Origin of the sequence: Bacillus ectoiniformans (assembly GCF_016908875.1) — a bacterium.
GTDB lineage: Bacteria > Bacillota > Bacilli > Bacillales > Domibacillaceae > Bacillus_BX > Bacillus_BX ectoiniformans.
Genome location: NZ_JAFBES010000003.1, coordinates 328,195 through 345,608, shown reverse-complemented (window position 1 = coordinate 345,608; position 17,414 = coordinate 328,195). Strand labels below are relative to the sequence as shown.

At 38.2% G+C, this 17,414-nt stretch carries 10 protein-coding genes and 1 pseudogene; 2 read left to right on the top strand and 9 right to left on the bottom strand.

The genetic code is table 11. The annotated features are described in order from the left end of the window. Nucleotides 1-813: 813 nt before the first annotated feature. The 4 genes from JOC78_RS06765 to JOC78_RS06750 all read right to left on the bottom strand — a co-directional run bounded on the left by JOC78_RS06765 (nt 814) and on the right by JOC78_RS06750 (nt 4,028). Nucleotides 814-1,494, bottom strand: a complete 681-nt coding sequence (locus JOC78_RS06765; protein ID WP_204553738.1) for a hypothetical protein — start codon at nt 1,492-1,494, stop codon at nt 814-816. Between the two features lie 113 nt (nt 1,495-1,607). Next, the gene (locus JOC78_RS06760; protein WP_204553737.1) at nt 1,608-1,925 is read right to left on the bottom strand and encodes a hypothetical protein; all 318 of its coding nucleotides are present in this window, start codon (nt 1,923-1,925) and stop codon (nt 1,608-1,610) included. A 535-nt stretch (nt 1,926-2,460) separates the two neighbouring features. Next, a complete protein-coding gene (locus tag JOC78_RS06755) occupies nt 2,461-3,000 on the bottom strand; it encodes a hypothetical protein (protein WP_204553736.1) in 540 nt (179 codons plus the stop codon). Between the two features lie 23 nt (nt 3,001-3,023). Then, nucleotides 3,024-4,028, bottom strand: coding sequence for a hypothetical protein (locus tag JOC78_RS06750; RefSeq protein WP_204553735.1), 1,005 nt, complete (start codon nt 4,026-4,028; stop codon nt 3,024-3,026). Nucleotides 4,029-4,487: 459 nt separating this feature from the next. Here JOC78_RS06750 and tnpC point away from each other — a divergent pair. After that, nucleotides 4,488-5,718, top strand: a pseudogene (gene tnpC / locus JOC78_RS06745) (IS66 family transposase); the annotation flags it as partial. 433 nt (nt 5,719-6,151) lie between these two features. On the opposite strand, the gene JOC78_RS06740 reads toward tnpC, so the two are convergent. The 4 genes from JOC78_RS06740 to JOC78_RS06725 all read right to left on the bottom strand — a co-directional run bounded on the left by JOC78_RS06740 (nt 6,152) and on the right by JOC78_RS06725 (nt 15,968). Then, complete coding sequence (locus JOC78_RS06740; RefSeq protein ID WP_204553734.1) at nt 6,152-6,409, bottom strand: hypothetical protein; 258 nt, start codon at nt 6,407-6,409, stop codon at nt 6,152-6,154. Between the two features lie 418 nt (nt 6,410-6,827). Next, the gene (locus JOC78_RS06735; protein ID WP_204553733.1) at nt 6,828-7,847 is read right to left on the bottom strand and encodes a hypothetical protein; all 1,020 of its coding nucleotides are present in this window, start codon (nt 7,845-7,847) and stop codon (nt 6,828-6,830) included. Between the two features lie 783 nt (nt 7,848-8,630). Further along, nucleotides 8,631-12,662 (bottom strand): S-layer homology domain-containing protein, encoded by a 4,032-nt coding sequence (locus JOC78_RS06730; RefSeq protein ID WP_204553732.1) that lies wholly within the window; start codon nt 12,660-12,662, stop codon nt 8,631-8,633. Nucleotides 12,663-13,103: 441 nt separating this feature from the next. After that, nucleotides 13,104-15,968, bottom strand: a complete 2,865-nt coding sequence (locus JOC78_RS06725) for an S-layer homology domain-containing protein (RefSeq protein WP_204553731.1) — start codon at nt 15,966-15,968, stop codon at nt 13,104-13,106. Nucleotides 15,969-16,205: 237 nt separating this feature from the next. On the opposite strand from JOC78_RS06725, the gene JOC78_RS06720 reads away from it, so the two are divergent. Then, the gene (locus JOC78_RS06720; RefSeq protein ID WP_204553730.1) at nt 16,206-16,367 is read left to right on the top strand and encodes a hypothetical protein; all 162 of its coding nucleotides are present in this window, start codon (nt 16,206-16,208) and stop codon (nt 16,365-16,367) included. 207 nt (nt 16,368-16,574) lie between these two features. Here JOC78_RS06720 and JOC78_RS06715 read toward each other — a convergent pair whose 3' ends face one another. After that, nucleotides 16,575-17,210 (bottom strand): LamG domain-containing protein, encoded by a 636-nt coding sequence (locus tag JOC78_RS06715; protein WP_204553729.1) that lies wholly within the window; start codon nt 17,208-17,210, stop codon nt 16,575-16,577. Nucleotides 17,211-17,414: the final 204 nt, after the last annotated feature.

Sequence of the window (17,414 nt, the reverse complement as noted above, 5' to 3'; positions counted from 1 at the left end):
GATCATCTTCTGTATCAATTATTTCGAATATCTATGGGTAAGGTTCCTTTTCGAGTATTTCCAGCAACTCAACACAAAAAACTCTCTCCTACAACAAGAGAAAGCCTTTTATTTAAAGATTATTGGGTAAGTTTATATTTCGGCTCTCGAATGAAAAAACGAGAACCTTCCCCGCGTTTTATAAAGAAGGTATTCAAACGAGGTTAGAAAAAATACTAAAGCAGAGGGACACGAAAACTACGTTGACAAACACCGTTTTGCAGTTTACTTATTATAAAGCCACCATAACGTCTTAAATTGTAAACTGATGAAAATCTTTTAGTTTAACGTTACATCCAAAACGTTCTTAGTATCCATTTTCTTGTAGGTATTGCTAAGATAGCCCCTAAAAACGGTGCTCCTGTCAATGTGTTAAAATCAAGTGTCCTCTCCGAAATACAATAAATTACCGCAAACACTAATCCGATTATTGCACCATAAACCATTGCCCTTATAATCATTTTAATCCTCCTCTTTCCCTAGGTACATTATTAATAATAGGTATATTTTACCTTTTATTTTCAAGAGTAACAATACTGAGAAAAAATTTCACAAAGTTTATTATTGAGTTGCTAAATTAAAAATGTTCTTACTTTCTATTGAACAATCACTTACTTGTGACTTATACATACCATTCATATGTATTTCCTTCCAATAATTAACTAATAAACCAAAAGCTCAAGAAACAAACTCATATGAAAGAAGTTAATGAACAAGCTATATAAAAAAACTACTTTTCCATTTAATATCGGTAGGATAAGTCACTGAATAAGTTTAAAAGTTTTTAATCGAATAGTAAAAGGTCTTAACGAAATCAAGGAAAATAGGAAATACATCTAAGAAGCTTTGAATCGGGCTATATAGAAGGCCGATAAAAAATCCAAAAAATAACATAAAAAAGGCTAGTATTCCACCAGTAATAGCATAGAAAATATCCAAACCTAAAAAATAATAAAATGATCCTTTTATCACTACATCCTCTAGTACTTCTTCACCTTTGTATTCTAAAAGTAGCTTATTGGTTTGATAATTAGCTGCGATTTTCGCTGGTATATTGACTAAATAAGAAATATTATAAGCTGTCATTGTGGTGGCACTAAAAGTTGTGGTAAGCTGCTGCTTATCTCCTGGAAGTTGAACGTGATACTTTAAATCTCCTTCACCCCAAGCTAGTGATAACTGTCTCATAAAAGCGGGGTCACTAACAAGTTCATCCTTCGTTGCATATTGACCTCCTAATACATAAAGAAATCTCTCTTTCTGCTCCTTCTCTAATAAAAAGTTGGCTACTTCATTTATTGTAATGTTTTTAAAATTCGCTTCTAATGATTTGTCATGAAAAGTAGCAGCAATTAACTGCTTTAAACGATACTCATCTACTTCTTCAGGTATTGCTTGACTACAGCCGCTTAATAAAAAAATTAAAAAAATTATACCTAGACTTAGTTTCTTCACTGATCTTTCTCCCTTAATGATTATATTAATTTACAATTACTAGATATGTGATTGAATTGATGATTTATCTGAAACAGACAGATCTGCCAAATAAGAACCGTCCTCCTGATTATCTAAACATACCTTTCCACATTGCGCATGAAAGTTATCCCTATTTTCTCATACCTGTAAAACGGATTTTTACTATCCCAATTGTCATCCATTTTTATTGAAGGCAGAATTTTATCTTCCTCCACAGTAACGGTACAAACATAATAGTAATTTAATAAAAGTTCATAAATTCTTTCTTCTCTAAGTTCCCCTTTTTTAGCGGCTTGCACAATCTCCTTGATGTATAGATTTTTAGAAATCATATGCTCGTACACTAACTTCTTTGAAATTTGCCCAGACTCTAAACACTCCTTCGCGTTAGACGTGATAAAATCTGTCATGCTATGATTTCCTTTATATGTACCCAATTGCCTGTAATAACTTTCTGTAAGGTAATATAGACTATCACCAATTCCTTTTGCACTAAGATGATAAGCTTTTAAAATTTCATCTTTGATTTGATTCTTCAACAAAAGTACATTGTACAAATTCTCACTTAGAAACTGAATGTAAACACTCCTGTCGGGATCAGACAAGAAAACTTTTGTGTATACTCCTCTTTCTATACCCCAGCTGCAGCTCCGTTTAATTGCGTACCAGAGCGCTTTACTTACCGCATTTCAATATAAGTATCAAATACAGGTTGGTTAAACTTTGTTTGTCTAAAAAATATCTACTAGCTGCTTATTTTTAAATTTTGTTCCATACGTTACAGTTCTTTCAAAGTCTAAGATGAATTTTAATGCTTGTTCATTCAAAGAGTATTTTCCTTTCAGTTTTGAGACCAATCTTTTTAAAACCTCCTAGAAACAAAGGGACGGTTGTTCTATTTCATTCCCACGGTAGAGATGAAACACGAAGGACCGTTCCTGCGTTTCACTCAAATTCAACAACAATTTTTTTCTTTAGTTCTGCTTTTAACGTTTTTTCATAGTAGATAAGGAAGTTTTTTATGGGATATTCAACGAGTTGATCATTCTGGTGGAAGGTGACTCCAAAGCTCTTCATATAGGCAATCAGGTTCTGCATTGATACAACAATAGTGTTACCTGATTGATGGTCTTTGACCCACTTTAAAACCACTTTCCGCCAATCCTCCCTATTGCCACCTATATAAAGCTCTCCTGCTATAGGCTGTGTCAGCAAAAGGTCTCGTACCTTCTCTTTCTTTTCTTTTTCCAATTGAACTACAGTCGTTTGATAGCCCGCTTGTTCTAGATTTGACTGATACGTATGATGGCTTCTATCTTGCCATCTATCTGGGTGAACCTCGATCGGTCTTAAAGCCGCTCTTCTCATTCTTTCTTGCATTTCTTTTTCAACTTCCTCATCTTCCAGCTCTTTAGTATTTTCCCTTTGTTCTGTCCATTCTTCATCCCAATTCCATAACCGTGTCTTTTGTTTTGCTTCAGCCACTCTTATTCGTTCTCGCTTTTCTTTCAGCATTTCCTGCTCTGTAGCGAATTGTTTTTCCTTTCGATTATTTCTTCAAGAAAATTATTCCTCTTCTCCTCTTCATTCTCCTCAGAAAGTATAAATTGATCCTGTTCTGCATTAACTTTTAATGCTTTAGTAAGCGGCACTACGGAAGAAGATAACTTATAAAAAGTGATATTCCTTTCATGCTTAGAAATCGGCAGGAAGCGAAGAATCGTACAATGGCGGTTATTAATATCTACATATGCAATATTTCTCGTATCACATTCACCACTATCAAACCCTGTTTCAATCTTGAAAAAGTCGAGTAACTCTCCTTGAATATTTTCATTAAAGAATGTATCCCATAAGTCATCTTCATGGTTTTTACTAGTCACATGAGTCTCAGCATTCAGCAGTGTACCTTTGTTCGTCTCTTCTAAAAATGAGAGCCAACTGCTATCTACAAAAGAAAAGACTTTAAAGCCTTCTTCTTCATATGTTTTCATGCGTTGAGATAAATGACGGGCATAGCTTCTGGAATTTGCCCCTTGACCGATTGCCGTAAAATAATCAACTGCCCAGCGTTTATCCGAGTGTGGGAATTGGATAATGAAGTCTGGAATAAAGGAAAGCTTCTTTTTATAATGGTAACCTCGGTCAATGGTTATCCCATAAGGCTTCAGTTCCCCTTCTAATATTTCTCGAAAAATAGTGAGGCCAATATCTTTCTTCGAAGGATCCTCAAGCTTAGACAGTTGCTTTTCGTACGTTTTCGTGTTTTGGGAATAAGAGCACTCACTTTCATCATTATGCCTAAAATAAAATGGTCTTCCAGCATCCTTCGTTAAATTCATATTTACTGTTTTTCCGCAGCATAGGCAGGTAAATGCTCCTTTTTTTGAAAACATACGATAACGATCTTCAACCCTTCGTTTCACTTCAACGCGGGTTAAACCTTGCTGCTCCAGTTCTCTTCTCTTTTCCTCAATGTTAAAAACGGAATGATGCAGATTAGCTGACTCCAAGTTCTACCCTGCCCCTTTCAACTTATCGTCTCTATGACTATTATACCATTATGGGAATTTATGGTGATATTGATTTTTGAAAAATCTAGGAGGTAGACGAACTATATGAATCAATCCAAAATAAAAACTCTCTCTTATAAATAGAGAAAGTTTCGTTGAGCAATGACTCTTCTACGGAGTCGGCTATTTCGGGTCTAGTGAAATTCGAGAAACATCGTCGTGTTTCTTAAGGTTTTCTTGTTTTCTAAAGCAACAATTGGGTTCTCGCTTCACTGCAAGAACTATTAAATTAGAAAATCCTTTTTTAAACTTCCCAACTCTTCTTTGAAAGGTTTCTTCATAATCTTCACTCAGAAGTCAGGATTGTTTCTTTTAAAAGGACAGGTGACTCAACTTAAAAATCATTCCAGAGATAGGAATTACATTACTTGGTGGGACAAGCAACCTGTCCCTGTGTCCCTCCATCATCACCCAGAAAACACCACATGCAGCTGTTGCCAAGGGCAAATGAAGGAAATCGGCTGCACCATGGTACGCGAAGAAGCTGAATTTATTCCGGCGAGAATGAAGAAAATCCAGCATATTGAACATGCCTATGAATGCAAAAACTGCAAAGGCAACTCTTCACAAAAAGCGCAGATCAAGCGCGGGAAAGCACCGCAGCCTCCCATTCAGCGCAGTATCGCCAGCCCTAGTGTATTGGGCAAAGTCATCTACGATAAATTTGCCCAGTACCTGCCTCTTTACCGGCAGGTAAAGGAATGGGAACGGCATGGCCTGAACACAAATGATAAAAACCTATCCAATTGGGTGATTCGTGCATCGCGCGATTGGCTTCAGCCAGTGTACGAAACATTGAAGGCGCAGTTACTGTCTAAATCCGTGCTGCATGCCGATGAAACGTACGGGCAAATCATTCATCGTTCGGATGGAAAATCAGGACAAGCCAATGCTTATAATTGGGTGTATCGTAGTGTACCGAGCCAAGGACCTGAGATTGTTTTATTCCAAAGTTCTTTATCACGGGCTCGCTCTGTCCTCGAAGGTTTTATCCAAGGGTACTCCGGAACGATGATCTGCGATGGCTATTCCGCCTACGGCAAAATAGCGGGTATTACCTTCGCCAATTGCTGGTCGCACGTCCGCCGGTACTGGCTGAAAGCTGAAAGTAAAAACGGTCAAATCGACGTCAGCTATTGTGATGAATTGTATCGACTGGAAAGGCAATTCAAGCATTTGTCTCCGGGCAAGAGAAGGAAACAACGGCAAAAACATTCAAAACCCGTGGTTGAAAAGTTTTTAGCGTGGGTGGAAACTTCCCCGTTCTTCGGGGAAAAACGCCCTTGCCAAAGCAGCTGACTACACGCTTAATCGAATGGCCGGCCTGAAAGCCTTCCTGAATGATGGCCGAATCGAAATCGATAATAATCCAGCTGAAAATGCAATCCGGCCAAATGTCATCGGCCGAAAAAACTGGCTCTTTTCCGTCAGCGAAGCTGGCGCGGAAGCGAATGCGATTTGTCTAAGTCTCGCAGAAACATCCAAAGCAAATGGCATAGATTTTTATCGGTACCTTGTAAAGCTATTTTCAGATCTGCCCAATCTGGATATCCATCAGCGTCCAGAGGTTTTGCGTGATTATTTGCCATGGTCAAAACAGATCCAAGAAACATGCGGAAAAATAAAATAGCGGTATATCCCAAAAAAACGAGGGGTTTACGGCTATTCGATGTGCGTACCAAAAGGTGCGTTTATTTTTTTATAATTCGGGCTTACTTTGAAACTACTTTTATCGGGTCTTAAAAGTAGGATAATAATCAATCTTACTTAACTTAAAAATCCTTGCAGAGATCAGAATCTCCACAAGGATCTTTAGAATTTATTTGGTGGGACACGGAACCTGTCCCTGTGTCCCTTCCGATAAGTCGTCTATATCGGTACCGCAGGCCGATAAGAGCAAAATAAGAGGCAAAGATAAACCGCCAATGAAATTCCTTAACATCGTGTTCTCATCTCACTATCACTCTTTCCAATTATTGAATTACAAGATAATCTTACCATAATTGGAAAGTTACTGGGTATCAAAATTTATCATACGAACATTATGAGTCATGTTCACCTGTTTACTGTCTATACGTCTTAATGCTTCGGATCTTGAATGATGTGGCAAAGGATGCAATAGGCGAACTTGAAATAATTGATAAATCAACGGCTTGCTGGATAATTTCCAATAACCGATCACGTGAACACCAACCATGACCGATCAATCGTGTGACTGCAGGTTCTAACACTGACAAAAACTTCTTTGGCAATCGATTCTTTTCACTGAGCAATAGTCTGGATGGATCAACAGTTAAAATCTTTTCCCGTGTAATATTCATCCATACATCTTCTGCTCTTTCTAAATTTCCTTGTACAAATAAAGCCGTATTTAAAACTCCAACTGATGTTCCTGCTACAGCAGTGATGGATTTTTCTATACCAAACTCTCTAAGTTCTTACCAAACCCCGATTTGATATGCTCCTATCCCTCCACCACCTGCTAAAACAAGACCTATTCTTCTCATAAATTCACCTTTATTTTCAAATTTAATAGCTATATTTAACTATAATAAACTTGGATAAAATCAAAAATCCAATTTGAAACTACTTTGATCGGTCTTAAAAGTAGGGTAATAATTAATCTTACTTAACTTAAAAATCCTTGCAGAGATCAGAATCTCCACAAGGATCTTTAGAATTTATTTGGTGGGACACGGAACCTGTCCCTGTGTCCCTTCAGTCTTGTACCTCATCAACTTATATTGCTGTTGATCTATCAATCTCCAAAGTTACAGTATAAGTTTCTGTATTCCCTAATGCATCCTCAAGCTCAAAAGATAATGTATAGATACCAGTTGGGTAATCACCAGGAATAACCATCCCTACTTCTGCATTATCATTGAGATCCCATTGAGCTGCATCTTGTAATCTTACTGTATTATCATAATTATTAGCGATGATGTAAGCAAATGCTTCGGTACCCTCAATAGCATTATTTAGATAAGTTTTATATGGTTCAGACTTGTCCTTATAATATCCAGTTGTAGGATTTGTAAAGTTCTCTGCAGTCAAACCATCCCCTAGATCTATCAGCTTTACTTCTACTTCTGTATTGGCAAGATCTTTAGTAAACCCAGTTCCGTTAAATGTAAGAACATGAGGGGTCTGAGAATTACCATCAGTTTTAAGTACATAACCGTTCTCAAAGTTGCCAGTCAATTCTCCAACATTAGCTTGCAAATTAAAATTTGTCAGGGCTGGTGCAGCGGTAATATAAACTTGGAATTCTGTAAGGAATCTAGTCAAGCTATCTACATTAATTGTGTATGCTGAGTTTGTTGGTGATGGTTCTCCGTTCAATTGTGCAAAGTCATTAAGCGCAATAAATTTGTTAACATCTTCAACAATTGGCTGAAGAATATTGATATTATTTGTAATTACCTCTGATGCTTCGCCATCGAAAGTTTCAACAGCTTTATAAGCATCAATCATCGCTTCTACATCATTAGAAACCACATCAGTTCCAGACTTTAACTTAGTTGAAAAAGCAACTTTTGCTGTTTCGTATGCAAGACCTGCATTAAAAGTGCTTTGAACAGTTGCCTCCGTTTGATATTCTGTTCCTTTACGATCTAGAACAAAATTCGCAACAGACTGTTTCTTACCAAGATCAAGAGCAGCGTAGTCACCTGTTGTCACGTTGATACCTAAATCTGAAGCATTAGTTTCCAGTGCTGTTACCATTGTTGATTTATCTGTTGCCGCATTCACTGCCATTAAGGCTGCGCTATTCCCGCCTTATACTGCGTTTCCACAGCTTTCGGTCGGGCCTACACCGCACAAGCGGCTTTCACCGCATGCGGCGTGCCATCAACAGTATAGTTCTATTTTGATTTGGAAAGGGCAACCCGAAAGCTACCTTTTTCAAACAAGCTTGATTTTGGGGAAATAAGCTTGATAGAACAACTACCACTGACTGGGTTCCTTCGCTCCCACATGTTTTCTCCTTCTCGCATGTTGCCATACAAGTCCCAGCGGCATGTGATCGACACTACTATGAACCCGCTGCCATTCTCCTTGCTTCACTGGTGCTGATCCACCTCTTCAAAGAGAACTTCAAACGTTCCGTTATGTCCATCCCTTCTTTTGACAACCTTAGGCCTCCACTATTCAGGAATGAGAACGGCCAGTTTAACAGTCAATTACACTGACCGCCGCTGCATCATTTCAAATGCAAGGGTAAATACCGAACTCCTAGCAATCCGCGGTATATACTACCTCACCCTGCCTGCATGGATTCGTCTGCCTGGCCATAGCTGTCTTTTAAAGAGCCCCGCCCCAATTATTTATTGGGTACGACTTCACCTGACTTAGTCCATTCCGCGTATCAGCGCGTCATTGGACCCAGGAGGATTAGGCACTTGCTTCAAAGACTGTTGAGCAAGGACAGGATATTCTCCTGTCAATTGGCGCATAACAGTTAGAAAGGATTCTCTATTTTAAAAACAGAGCCTTTCCACTTTTTTCACTAGCGTGCTAGCTTATAAAGTAACGTTTCGTTTAGTTTTGTTGAGGAGTGCTTTCTACTGTAATGTTTATTGTTACTTCTGTTCCTTCTATCATTCCTTTAAAGGTATAGATTCCAGAAGGGAACCCGTTAGGAATAATCATTCCTGTATCTGCTAGAGTTGGATCTCCTTCTGCCGCTTGTGTTCCATCTTGAATTTTCCATCCCGTACCTGATTTTACTAGATTGAACATGGCATTTACTTCAGTATCCTCTGCACTAGTCGGCACTGTATTTAGTAGGTACGTATACCATGCTGGCACTGTTTCAACATTTGGTTTTTTATGAGTGTCATACCAATTTCTCAGCGACTCGGATTGTTCGTCATCATATACTAATTTAAAACCATACGTTCCATCTTTAGCATTTAATGCCGGTTGAGAAAAATTAGTACCAAATTGCACCACTGTATTTTCAGATAAATTTGAATCCAACGTTACTGAACGATCGATACTATGCTGGAACAAGTCACTAAATGGAATGGCTTCTGTACTTGTTGCATCAGTAAACGATTCGTTCAACGCCTTATTTTCAGTTGATACTTCTGAGACAGCTACTCCATTCCGAATAATCTCAACTTTTACTCCTGTTGGTTCGTCATCTTCTGTTGCTATCCAATCTGTTGTATTCCAGCTTCCAGATGGATACTTTTGGTTTGGAGTAAAGATTGTTGAAGCATAGTTTCCTTGTCCATCGTATTCATTTAGAAAGATGTTTGTTGCAAGATCCTTACCCTCTTTAGAAGTACTAGTTGCTAGAACTTCATTTCCCTTCATCAAGCTTACCTTTACTTGATCTCCATCCTTCAACTTCGTCTTTTCCTTATCCGTCAAATAGATTCTAGCTTGCACACCTTTATAAGTATTATTATCTTTTTCTACTTTATATGTGACATAATCTGCAATCGTTACTTCTGGATAAGATGCTTGAATTACTTCTTCCCACGAAATAGTTTCTTGACTTGACCCATCTTTAAATTGCTCATTTAAGTTTTTAGTTTCTACCACTGTAGAAACTGCCACATCATTGCGAATAATTTCTACCTTTACTCCCGTTGGTTTATCGTTTGCTGTTGCTGTCCATTCTGACGTAGTCCAGCTTCCAGATGGATACGGATGATTTGGCGTAAAGAAAGTAGATGCATAGTTTCCTTGTCCTTCAAACTCGTTTTTAAAGATATCACTTCCTAGGTTTTTGCCTGAATTAGAGATACTAGTTGCTAGAACTTCATTTCCCTTCATCAAACTTACCTTTACTCGATCTCCAGTCTTCAGCTTAGCTATTTCCGCATCCGTTAAGTAGATTCTTGCTTGCACACCTTTATAAGTATCGCTACCTTTTTCTACTTTATACGTGACGTAGTCTGCAATTGTTACTTCAGCTCCTGTTAATACGGTAGTCTCTAAAGCGATATCCGCTGGCGACAACTTCGCCGGGACTTCTCTATCGTTTAATAGTGAACCATCACCTAAATGAATCCATGTGTTTCCAATTCCACCCGCACTTGTAATTAGAGTATTTACTGCTGACTTTTTATCGTCTGTTAACGTGATCACGATTTTGTTACCTTCCATTGTATACGATCCCGCTAGCTCGATACTTCCATTATTATCCAAGTTAGAATTTATTCTAAGTCTGCTAATATCCACGGCGGCGACTTTTTCAGCATTTTCCAACGTCAATACAAGCTTACCTGCGTCTTTGTCATAACCCACTTTAGTATCAGTTACTTTGGCACCACTGCCATTCTCTTCCCAATCAACAACTAAAGCTTTAAGATCATCTAGTTTTTGTAAAGAAGCTGGTTTAATTCTATGCTTTAAATCCGTGTTTAAGATAAAGTGCTCATTAGCAGCACTATAGTAAGCTGGACGATCATTATATTTGAAATTCTCTTTTTCAGGTAACGCTGCAATCATTGCCTCTACCTCTGCAGATTTTCCAGTAACCGCCAGACTATACGATGCTTTTCTACCATTAGTCATCACGACTTCGTGGTTGCTAGTTCCTGCTATCAGATCATTCAAGTTGATCCATAACGTATATTTATTATTCCAATTTGCATCTTTTTGTTTATCTGTCGGTACTCCTCCACTGACATTCATCGTTACTGGAATAGAGCTATCACCCCATTGAGTGGTGATCCATTGTAATAAACCTTGTGTCACATTATCACTGTTAACAGTTATAGTTTTATTGGTAACACTGAAAATCGGTTTAATCTCAATACCTTGTACAACACTGCTTGTATTTGAGAACAGCGCATTCATCATTTCATTAATGTTCGCTTCGTTACCAAAGTTTCCTGTTGCTACTGCTGGTCCAAAGCCAATGGTCGGTGTAACTACACCACCTCCACCGCCTCCACCACCAGCAGGCGGTGTTGGAGCTGTCGCATCAGGGTTCTTCACTCCTCCAACTTGACCCACATTACCTTTCACGCTGTCATAGTTATTAATTGCATCTTGCGGCTTAACTCCAACAGGCAGCACTAAATTATCAACCTTCGTATTGTTACCCAATACAAACTTGGAGTCTTTATCAGCTGTTTGAAGCGTGCCTACTCTTCCAGTCGTTTGAACAGAAACTGTAGATTTTCCGTCAGCCACTACTTTGCCAAAGTTTCCGCTGCCTGTAATGGTTACACTTTGGTTGCCTTCCACTACAATTTCCGCTACATCTGAATCGATGACTACATTTTGAACACCAGCTGCTATCACAATTTTAGGAATGACAACAGAGTTAGCTACTTTAAATGTAACATCTCCAGAAAGTGATACAGAACCTACAGTTGAGGAACCTGTCGATTCGAAGGAGACACCAGATGTACTCACTTGAACGGTTCCTAGATTTGAATTATTAAATACGATTGTTACTTTAGCATTTGCTGTTACTGCAGCTTGGAATTTGCTTACATATTGCTTGTAAGCCAATGATTTATAGAACTTGCTCGTTTGCTGTGCAGAAGCTTTCACTTCATCAGAAACGACTGTCTTCCCTTCTACTTTCACGCCATCAGAGTAGAAAGAATTTTCAATACCCTTACCAAGGTGAAGGTCACCTTTAATCGTGGCATTTTTCAACGACACATAGTCAGCATTTACAATAATATCAGCGTCAATAACCGCACCTTTTGCATCAAATACTACGTGGTTAGCATAAGGATTATTAGAATCTGTACTCACTGATCCATTAGCTGTCAGTTCAACTGACTCTACTTTCTCTACTTTCCCATCTTTAACTACTAAAGTGATTTCTGCACCTTTTAAAACAGTTAGGTTTGTTGGATTTAGCCACTTTTTCAAATCAGCTGATAGCGTATATGTACCCGCTTCCGTTACAATTTCCTGATTAGTGATATTGGTGATATCAGATGTAACAGCAAGTCCTTTTGTTGCGTGCTCACTTCTGTAAATGAAGGATGCCATTTGTCCTCTAAGTACAGGTTTATTAGGAGAGAACGTTGTCGGAGTCGTACCCGTTGTAATCTCTTTTTCTATTAATGGTTTTACGAATTCTGCATACCAATCTGATGTTTTTACATCATTAAAAGGAGATTTCTCCAATTTACCACTTTCTAATTTAAAGGATAAAGCAATAATTTTGGCCATTTGTGCACGTGATAATGGTTCATTAGGCTTGAATTGATCGCCATACCCTTTTATGATTCCAGCATTAGCTAATGCAGCTACATAACCATAAGCCCAATCCGTTTTAGGTACATCTTTAAAGCCAGGATCTTTCACGTTTTTAGTATTCATGTTCAGGGCCATAGCAATAATTTTGGCTGCCTGCGCACGAGTAACATTTGCATAAGGACGGAAAGTTTTGTCCTCATACCCCTTAATGACACCTCGAGCATTTAAACTTTTTACAGCTTCATAGAAATGATCTGCTGCCTTCACATCTGTGAAGTTAGTATTTTCTTGCGCACCTGCTTGAGGAGCAAAGGAAACAAGCGCACCTGCTGCTACTGAAGCGGATAAAGCTGAGTAGAAAAACTTTTGTTTTTTAGTCTTAGACATAAACACCCTCCTAGTTAATAGTTCAATAGACTTATCGCAATGAATATTTTACCATATTTACAATAATTATCTACAAATCCCTAGTTAGGTATTATTACTCATATGAATATCATGATTAAAGTAATTATTTTTATATACTTATTTATCTAACAGACTATTAAATGAACAGGTGAATTTATTAGTGTTATTACAATTTTTTAAAAATTATTATTATACTCCTCACAAATTAATTCCGTCGAAATCTGTCAATATTACTCGAAAGTTATTTTCCATATACCTTGTCACCTTCTTCAATATTAAGCTGGAGCAACTTCATAGGTACATTCTCTATCTGTTTACAGGATTGTTTATTTCAACACTTTACTCAATCTCAAAAACCTCTATTTTCCTCCCAAAAAATAACCCTAATTTCTCATAAGAAATCAGGGCGTACACTCAAATTTATTCAATTGGTAAAGTTCTTATTTCTCTCATTCCTTGATAAGAAGGATCTACATCATTTTCAAAAAATGCCTCAACAACCACCCAATATTCTTTGTCAGGTTCCAGTTCAGAGAAAGCATAACTTGTAGTATTTAATTCCCCACTAAAAATGGGCGGAATGTCAATGTTTGTGTTGAACAAGACAACTTCATACGTATAACCATCCCCGAGGCTTTCCCAATCTATTGATAGACTATCAACATCGGGAGTAACATTGAAATCCATTTCTGGAGGAAGCTCCATACCTCCTCTTCTCAATTTTACATCCTTATAATTCTCTCCTTTGATCACAAACGAAAAACTGTTTACCGGTCCATTTTTAAACCTAATTTCTGATTCTCCAATATCTAGATCTTCTCGAGTAAAAGTCGAATCATCTGTTTCTACAGACTGGATCGCCTGACTCCACTCAGGATCTTCTTCTTCATCTTCAAAAAGAAATCCATACACATCCCCATCTTCATTTAAACGGAGGGCTGGCGGTCTATAAACAATAGTATAATTGTCTTCTGTTTCATCTTGAGCCTTCACAACTAAGTGGTCTTCGATCATCATGGCCCCATCCGCTTTATCTTTTACCGTGACAGTAGCAGTAGATGGAACTTCAAACAAATTTAAAAAGTCTTCTACCGTTTTCTCTGTCATTACATTACGAGGAATCACTATCACTTTATTTTCAATTGTTATTCCATTTGCAGGCTCTTTTACAGTAAGAGATTTTTCACTACTTAGTTCATTCAGAACTTCGCTTACGACCCTTCTCTTCCCATCTAACTGTACTTCATCTGTGTAAACAAAATTGAATGGCTTTACATCAGCCGGTTTAATGGTGTGCGTTCCTTTAAATGTACCGGAGTCAGGATCGGTTTCCACTAGGATAATTTCCTCTTCGTTTATGCGTATCTTCACGTGGTCAGAAGTATCTGAATTTACATTTAGATCATTATCCCTCAGTTCAATAGTAATTTCACCGCCGCTTTCTAGTGTATCGGCAGTAAGTTTAATTTGCCCTGTCAATCCTGGTTTAGTTAGATTCTCTATCGCACTTGTTAATTCTTCTTCAGCTGTGTTCACCTGTGGCTGTGTTGAATTTTTATTATTGGCTGTGCTTTCAGCTGAAGTAAGAATGTTTTGGAACGTTTCCCATCTAACAGTGGAGTATTCAGCTCCGTTGTAACCTTTTGCCTCGGTAATCAACTCTACCAATCTGCTTTTATCTACCTTAGGAGCGCTGCCGCCTCCTCCCCCATAAGAAGGTGGATTTAGATCAGGGTTGTCAGACCCATTAATTTTCTTTATATTCTCTTTTATCGTTTGATAATTTTTCATCATATCCTTAGCCGTTTTATTCCCTGGTAAAATAAGTTCTTTAATAATTGTTTTTTCCCCGATATGAAGTTCAGCTTTTTCACTTGTTATTTCTACCCGGTCAATCGTCCCTTCCGGTTTGATCGCCACGGCTCCACCTGTGGAAACAGTCACTTTTTTAGCATTGCCTTTTCCAGTAAGGTTGGTGGGAGAGGTGATAGAAATATCATTCGCATCTGATTGGATATCTATATTTTGAGCTTTCTTTTGAATGGTCATGTTCGGAAGTGGAGCACCGCAGCTTCTCTCTAATAGAGACACATTTTCGGAAAAAAGCATGGATTTGATTTCCGTTGAGCAGCTAAGTTCAAGATTAATCGCGCGTTCAACCTGTAAGTTATTTAATGTAGAATCAACCATGGTGGTACGCATGTTTTCTTTTGCTGATTGCACACTCATATTCTTTGAGTCAGCCACTACTGTATTTCCAAGAACAACAATGTTTTCTCCGCGCAAAGAATGTTTGGCTCCTTCGCTAACAATCAGATCCTGCTTTATTTTCATATTTCTTAGTAAAATAAAATCACCGTTTACTATAAGTTTCCCTGGAAGCTCTCCGCCACTTCCATCGAAAATGATATACCCGTTCGTTACTCCACTATTGCTCTCTTTTCGACTTGCAGTCAATTCTATCTCTTCGACTCGAATTAATTGGTCCCTTTTCGTGCTAATTTTCAGTTTAGCTCCTTTTAACGCTTCTGCATTAGAGGAATGCAACCATTTCTTATCGGCCTCATTTAAAGTGTAGACGCCTTTACTTGTATGAATTTCATTTTTAGAAACTTCTAAAAGAGTGGTCTCTTTCTGTGTTTGTTCAATAAAATGAATCATGCGGAACATAAATATGGCCGTTTCTCCACGATTAACCGGCTTATTCGGAGCAAAGGTATCTTGTGTCGCCCCTTCTATCAGGTCCCACTTCAACAGTTCAGGCAAATAGACCGAAAACCAGTCGCTGCTTTTCACATCTTTGAAAGGACTTGTGTTCAGTGTTCCCGCTTTAAGATCAAAAGCTTTACTTAACATCTTCACCATTTGTGCACGGCTGACAGGGTGATTAGGTTTAAAGGACTCCCCATATCCTTTGACAACATCTGCTTTTGTAAGTGCTTCAATGTAAGGAAAATGCCAATCCGTTGTGTTTACATCTTTGAAAGTAGGCACCTTTTTTTCTGTTTCTTTTAAACCCATTATTAAACAAACGATTTTTGAGAATTGTGCTCTTGTTAAAGAACGATCCGGCCGGAAAGTTCCATCATTGTAGCCCTTCAGTACCCCTCTTTTATTTAACTCTTTCACAGCAGCTATTAACTCTTCATTGTTTACAACATCTTTAAAGCCCGCATCCCCTTTTGCGAGCCCTGAAGCTGGAGCTGAAATTAAAGCACTTGTTGAAACAGTCGCAGCCACTGCCCAAACAAATAATTTTTTTTGATTTCTTTTGTTTTCCTCCATGTTTGCCTCCCAATATTCTCGGAATCCACCTTATTACCTAAATAACATGAATAAAATGTAAATAATATTACAATTATTTATAATACTATAAAGTAATTAATATTCCTGCTGATTTTTAAAATAATCAATGGGACAAGAGACCCGTCCCTCTGTACCTCCAAAATAGGGAAACCTTTCATCTTAAGAAATACGGACAAGGTACATCTATGACCAGTGTACTGGAAACAATTGAGAAAGATGATTGAAGAAGCATATTCGGAGTTCAAGTCAACTAGAAGAGCGGCAGAAGAGTTGGGAATCACTCAGTCCTTGCTGATGAGAAGTGTTCGGAAATATGGGATAAACCTGGGGGACAAGGGGACAGGTCCCTTGTCCCGCCAGCCAGATCAAAAAGTATAAAGTACATTAGACTTAACCTTTGGGGATTTGCCAGAACAACTAGATTCCCCCATAGCAAAAAGAGGTTGGCAGTCCCAACCTCTTTTTGCTATGGGTATATTATAATTAATGATTTGGGACAGTGAACCTGTCTCTGTTGAAACTATTAGATGGGACAATGTACTCTCTTTATGCTACTGGTAATTCACTTTTATCTCTCAATTGGATTTAGTCCCCAAGCTCATATAGATCTTGTATCTCAATAGCAGACAGTGCCGTATTATACATTCTGAAGTCATCAACTGCACCATTTACTGGATACCAATCATTATTCATCCATCCGATCGTTACTCCATACGGATTAGAAGGACCGAAATTAGCTGGAGCAGTTAAAGCCTCATGGTCGGTTAGTATACCATTCACATATGCTTTAGCACTGCTTTCGGAAATAACATAAGAAATGTGTACCCATGTGCCAAGAGTAAAGTCAGCAAGTGCATCAACCCCTATGCCAGGAAGACCAAGGTTGCTTCGTTTTGTATCTTTTGTATACAAATAATTAATGAGCCTTGTTTCTCCTCCTTTTACAAATATACTGTGAACACCATAACTGTCTCGAAATCCATCGCCATTTTTCCCTTCATAACTATCCATTCTTACCCAGTAGGAAACGGTCATTTCTTTATCAAATACAAGGGATGGGCTAGGTAGTGTATTCACACTTCCCCTTTGATCAAACCCATTAAACTCAATCGCCCTTCCAACTGCTCCCTCATCGTAAGATATGTTGAATGGATTCGTAATGGTTCCATTGTTTCCGTAACCTGAATGATCAATAGTCGTGTCATCGAACGTTAAATGCAAAACTAAATTGCTATTCTCGCCTTATACCTTTTGGTTTTCGTACGAGCCTTCACCGTGCAGGCGACTTTCATCGCACACGGCGATCTATCAGCAGTATTTCTTTTCTATTTACTTATTTCCCCGATTAGAAAGATTCTACAAAATAAATTTAATTCCTGCATTTCAGAAAAAAAACCTGGGACAAGGGACCTGTCCCTTGTCCCA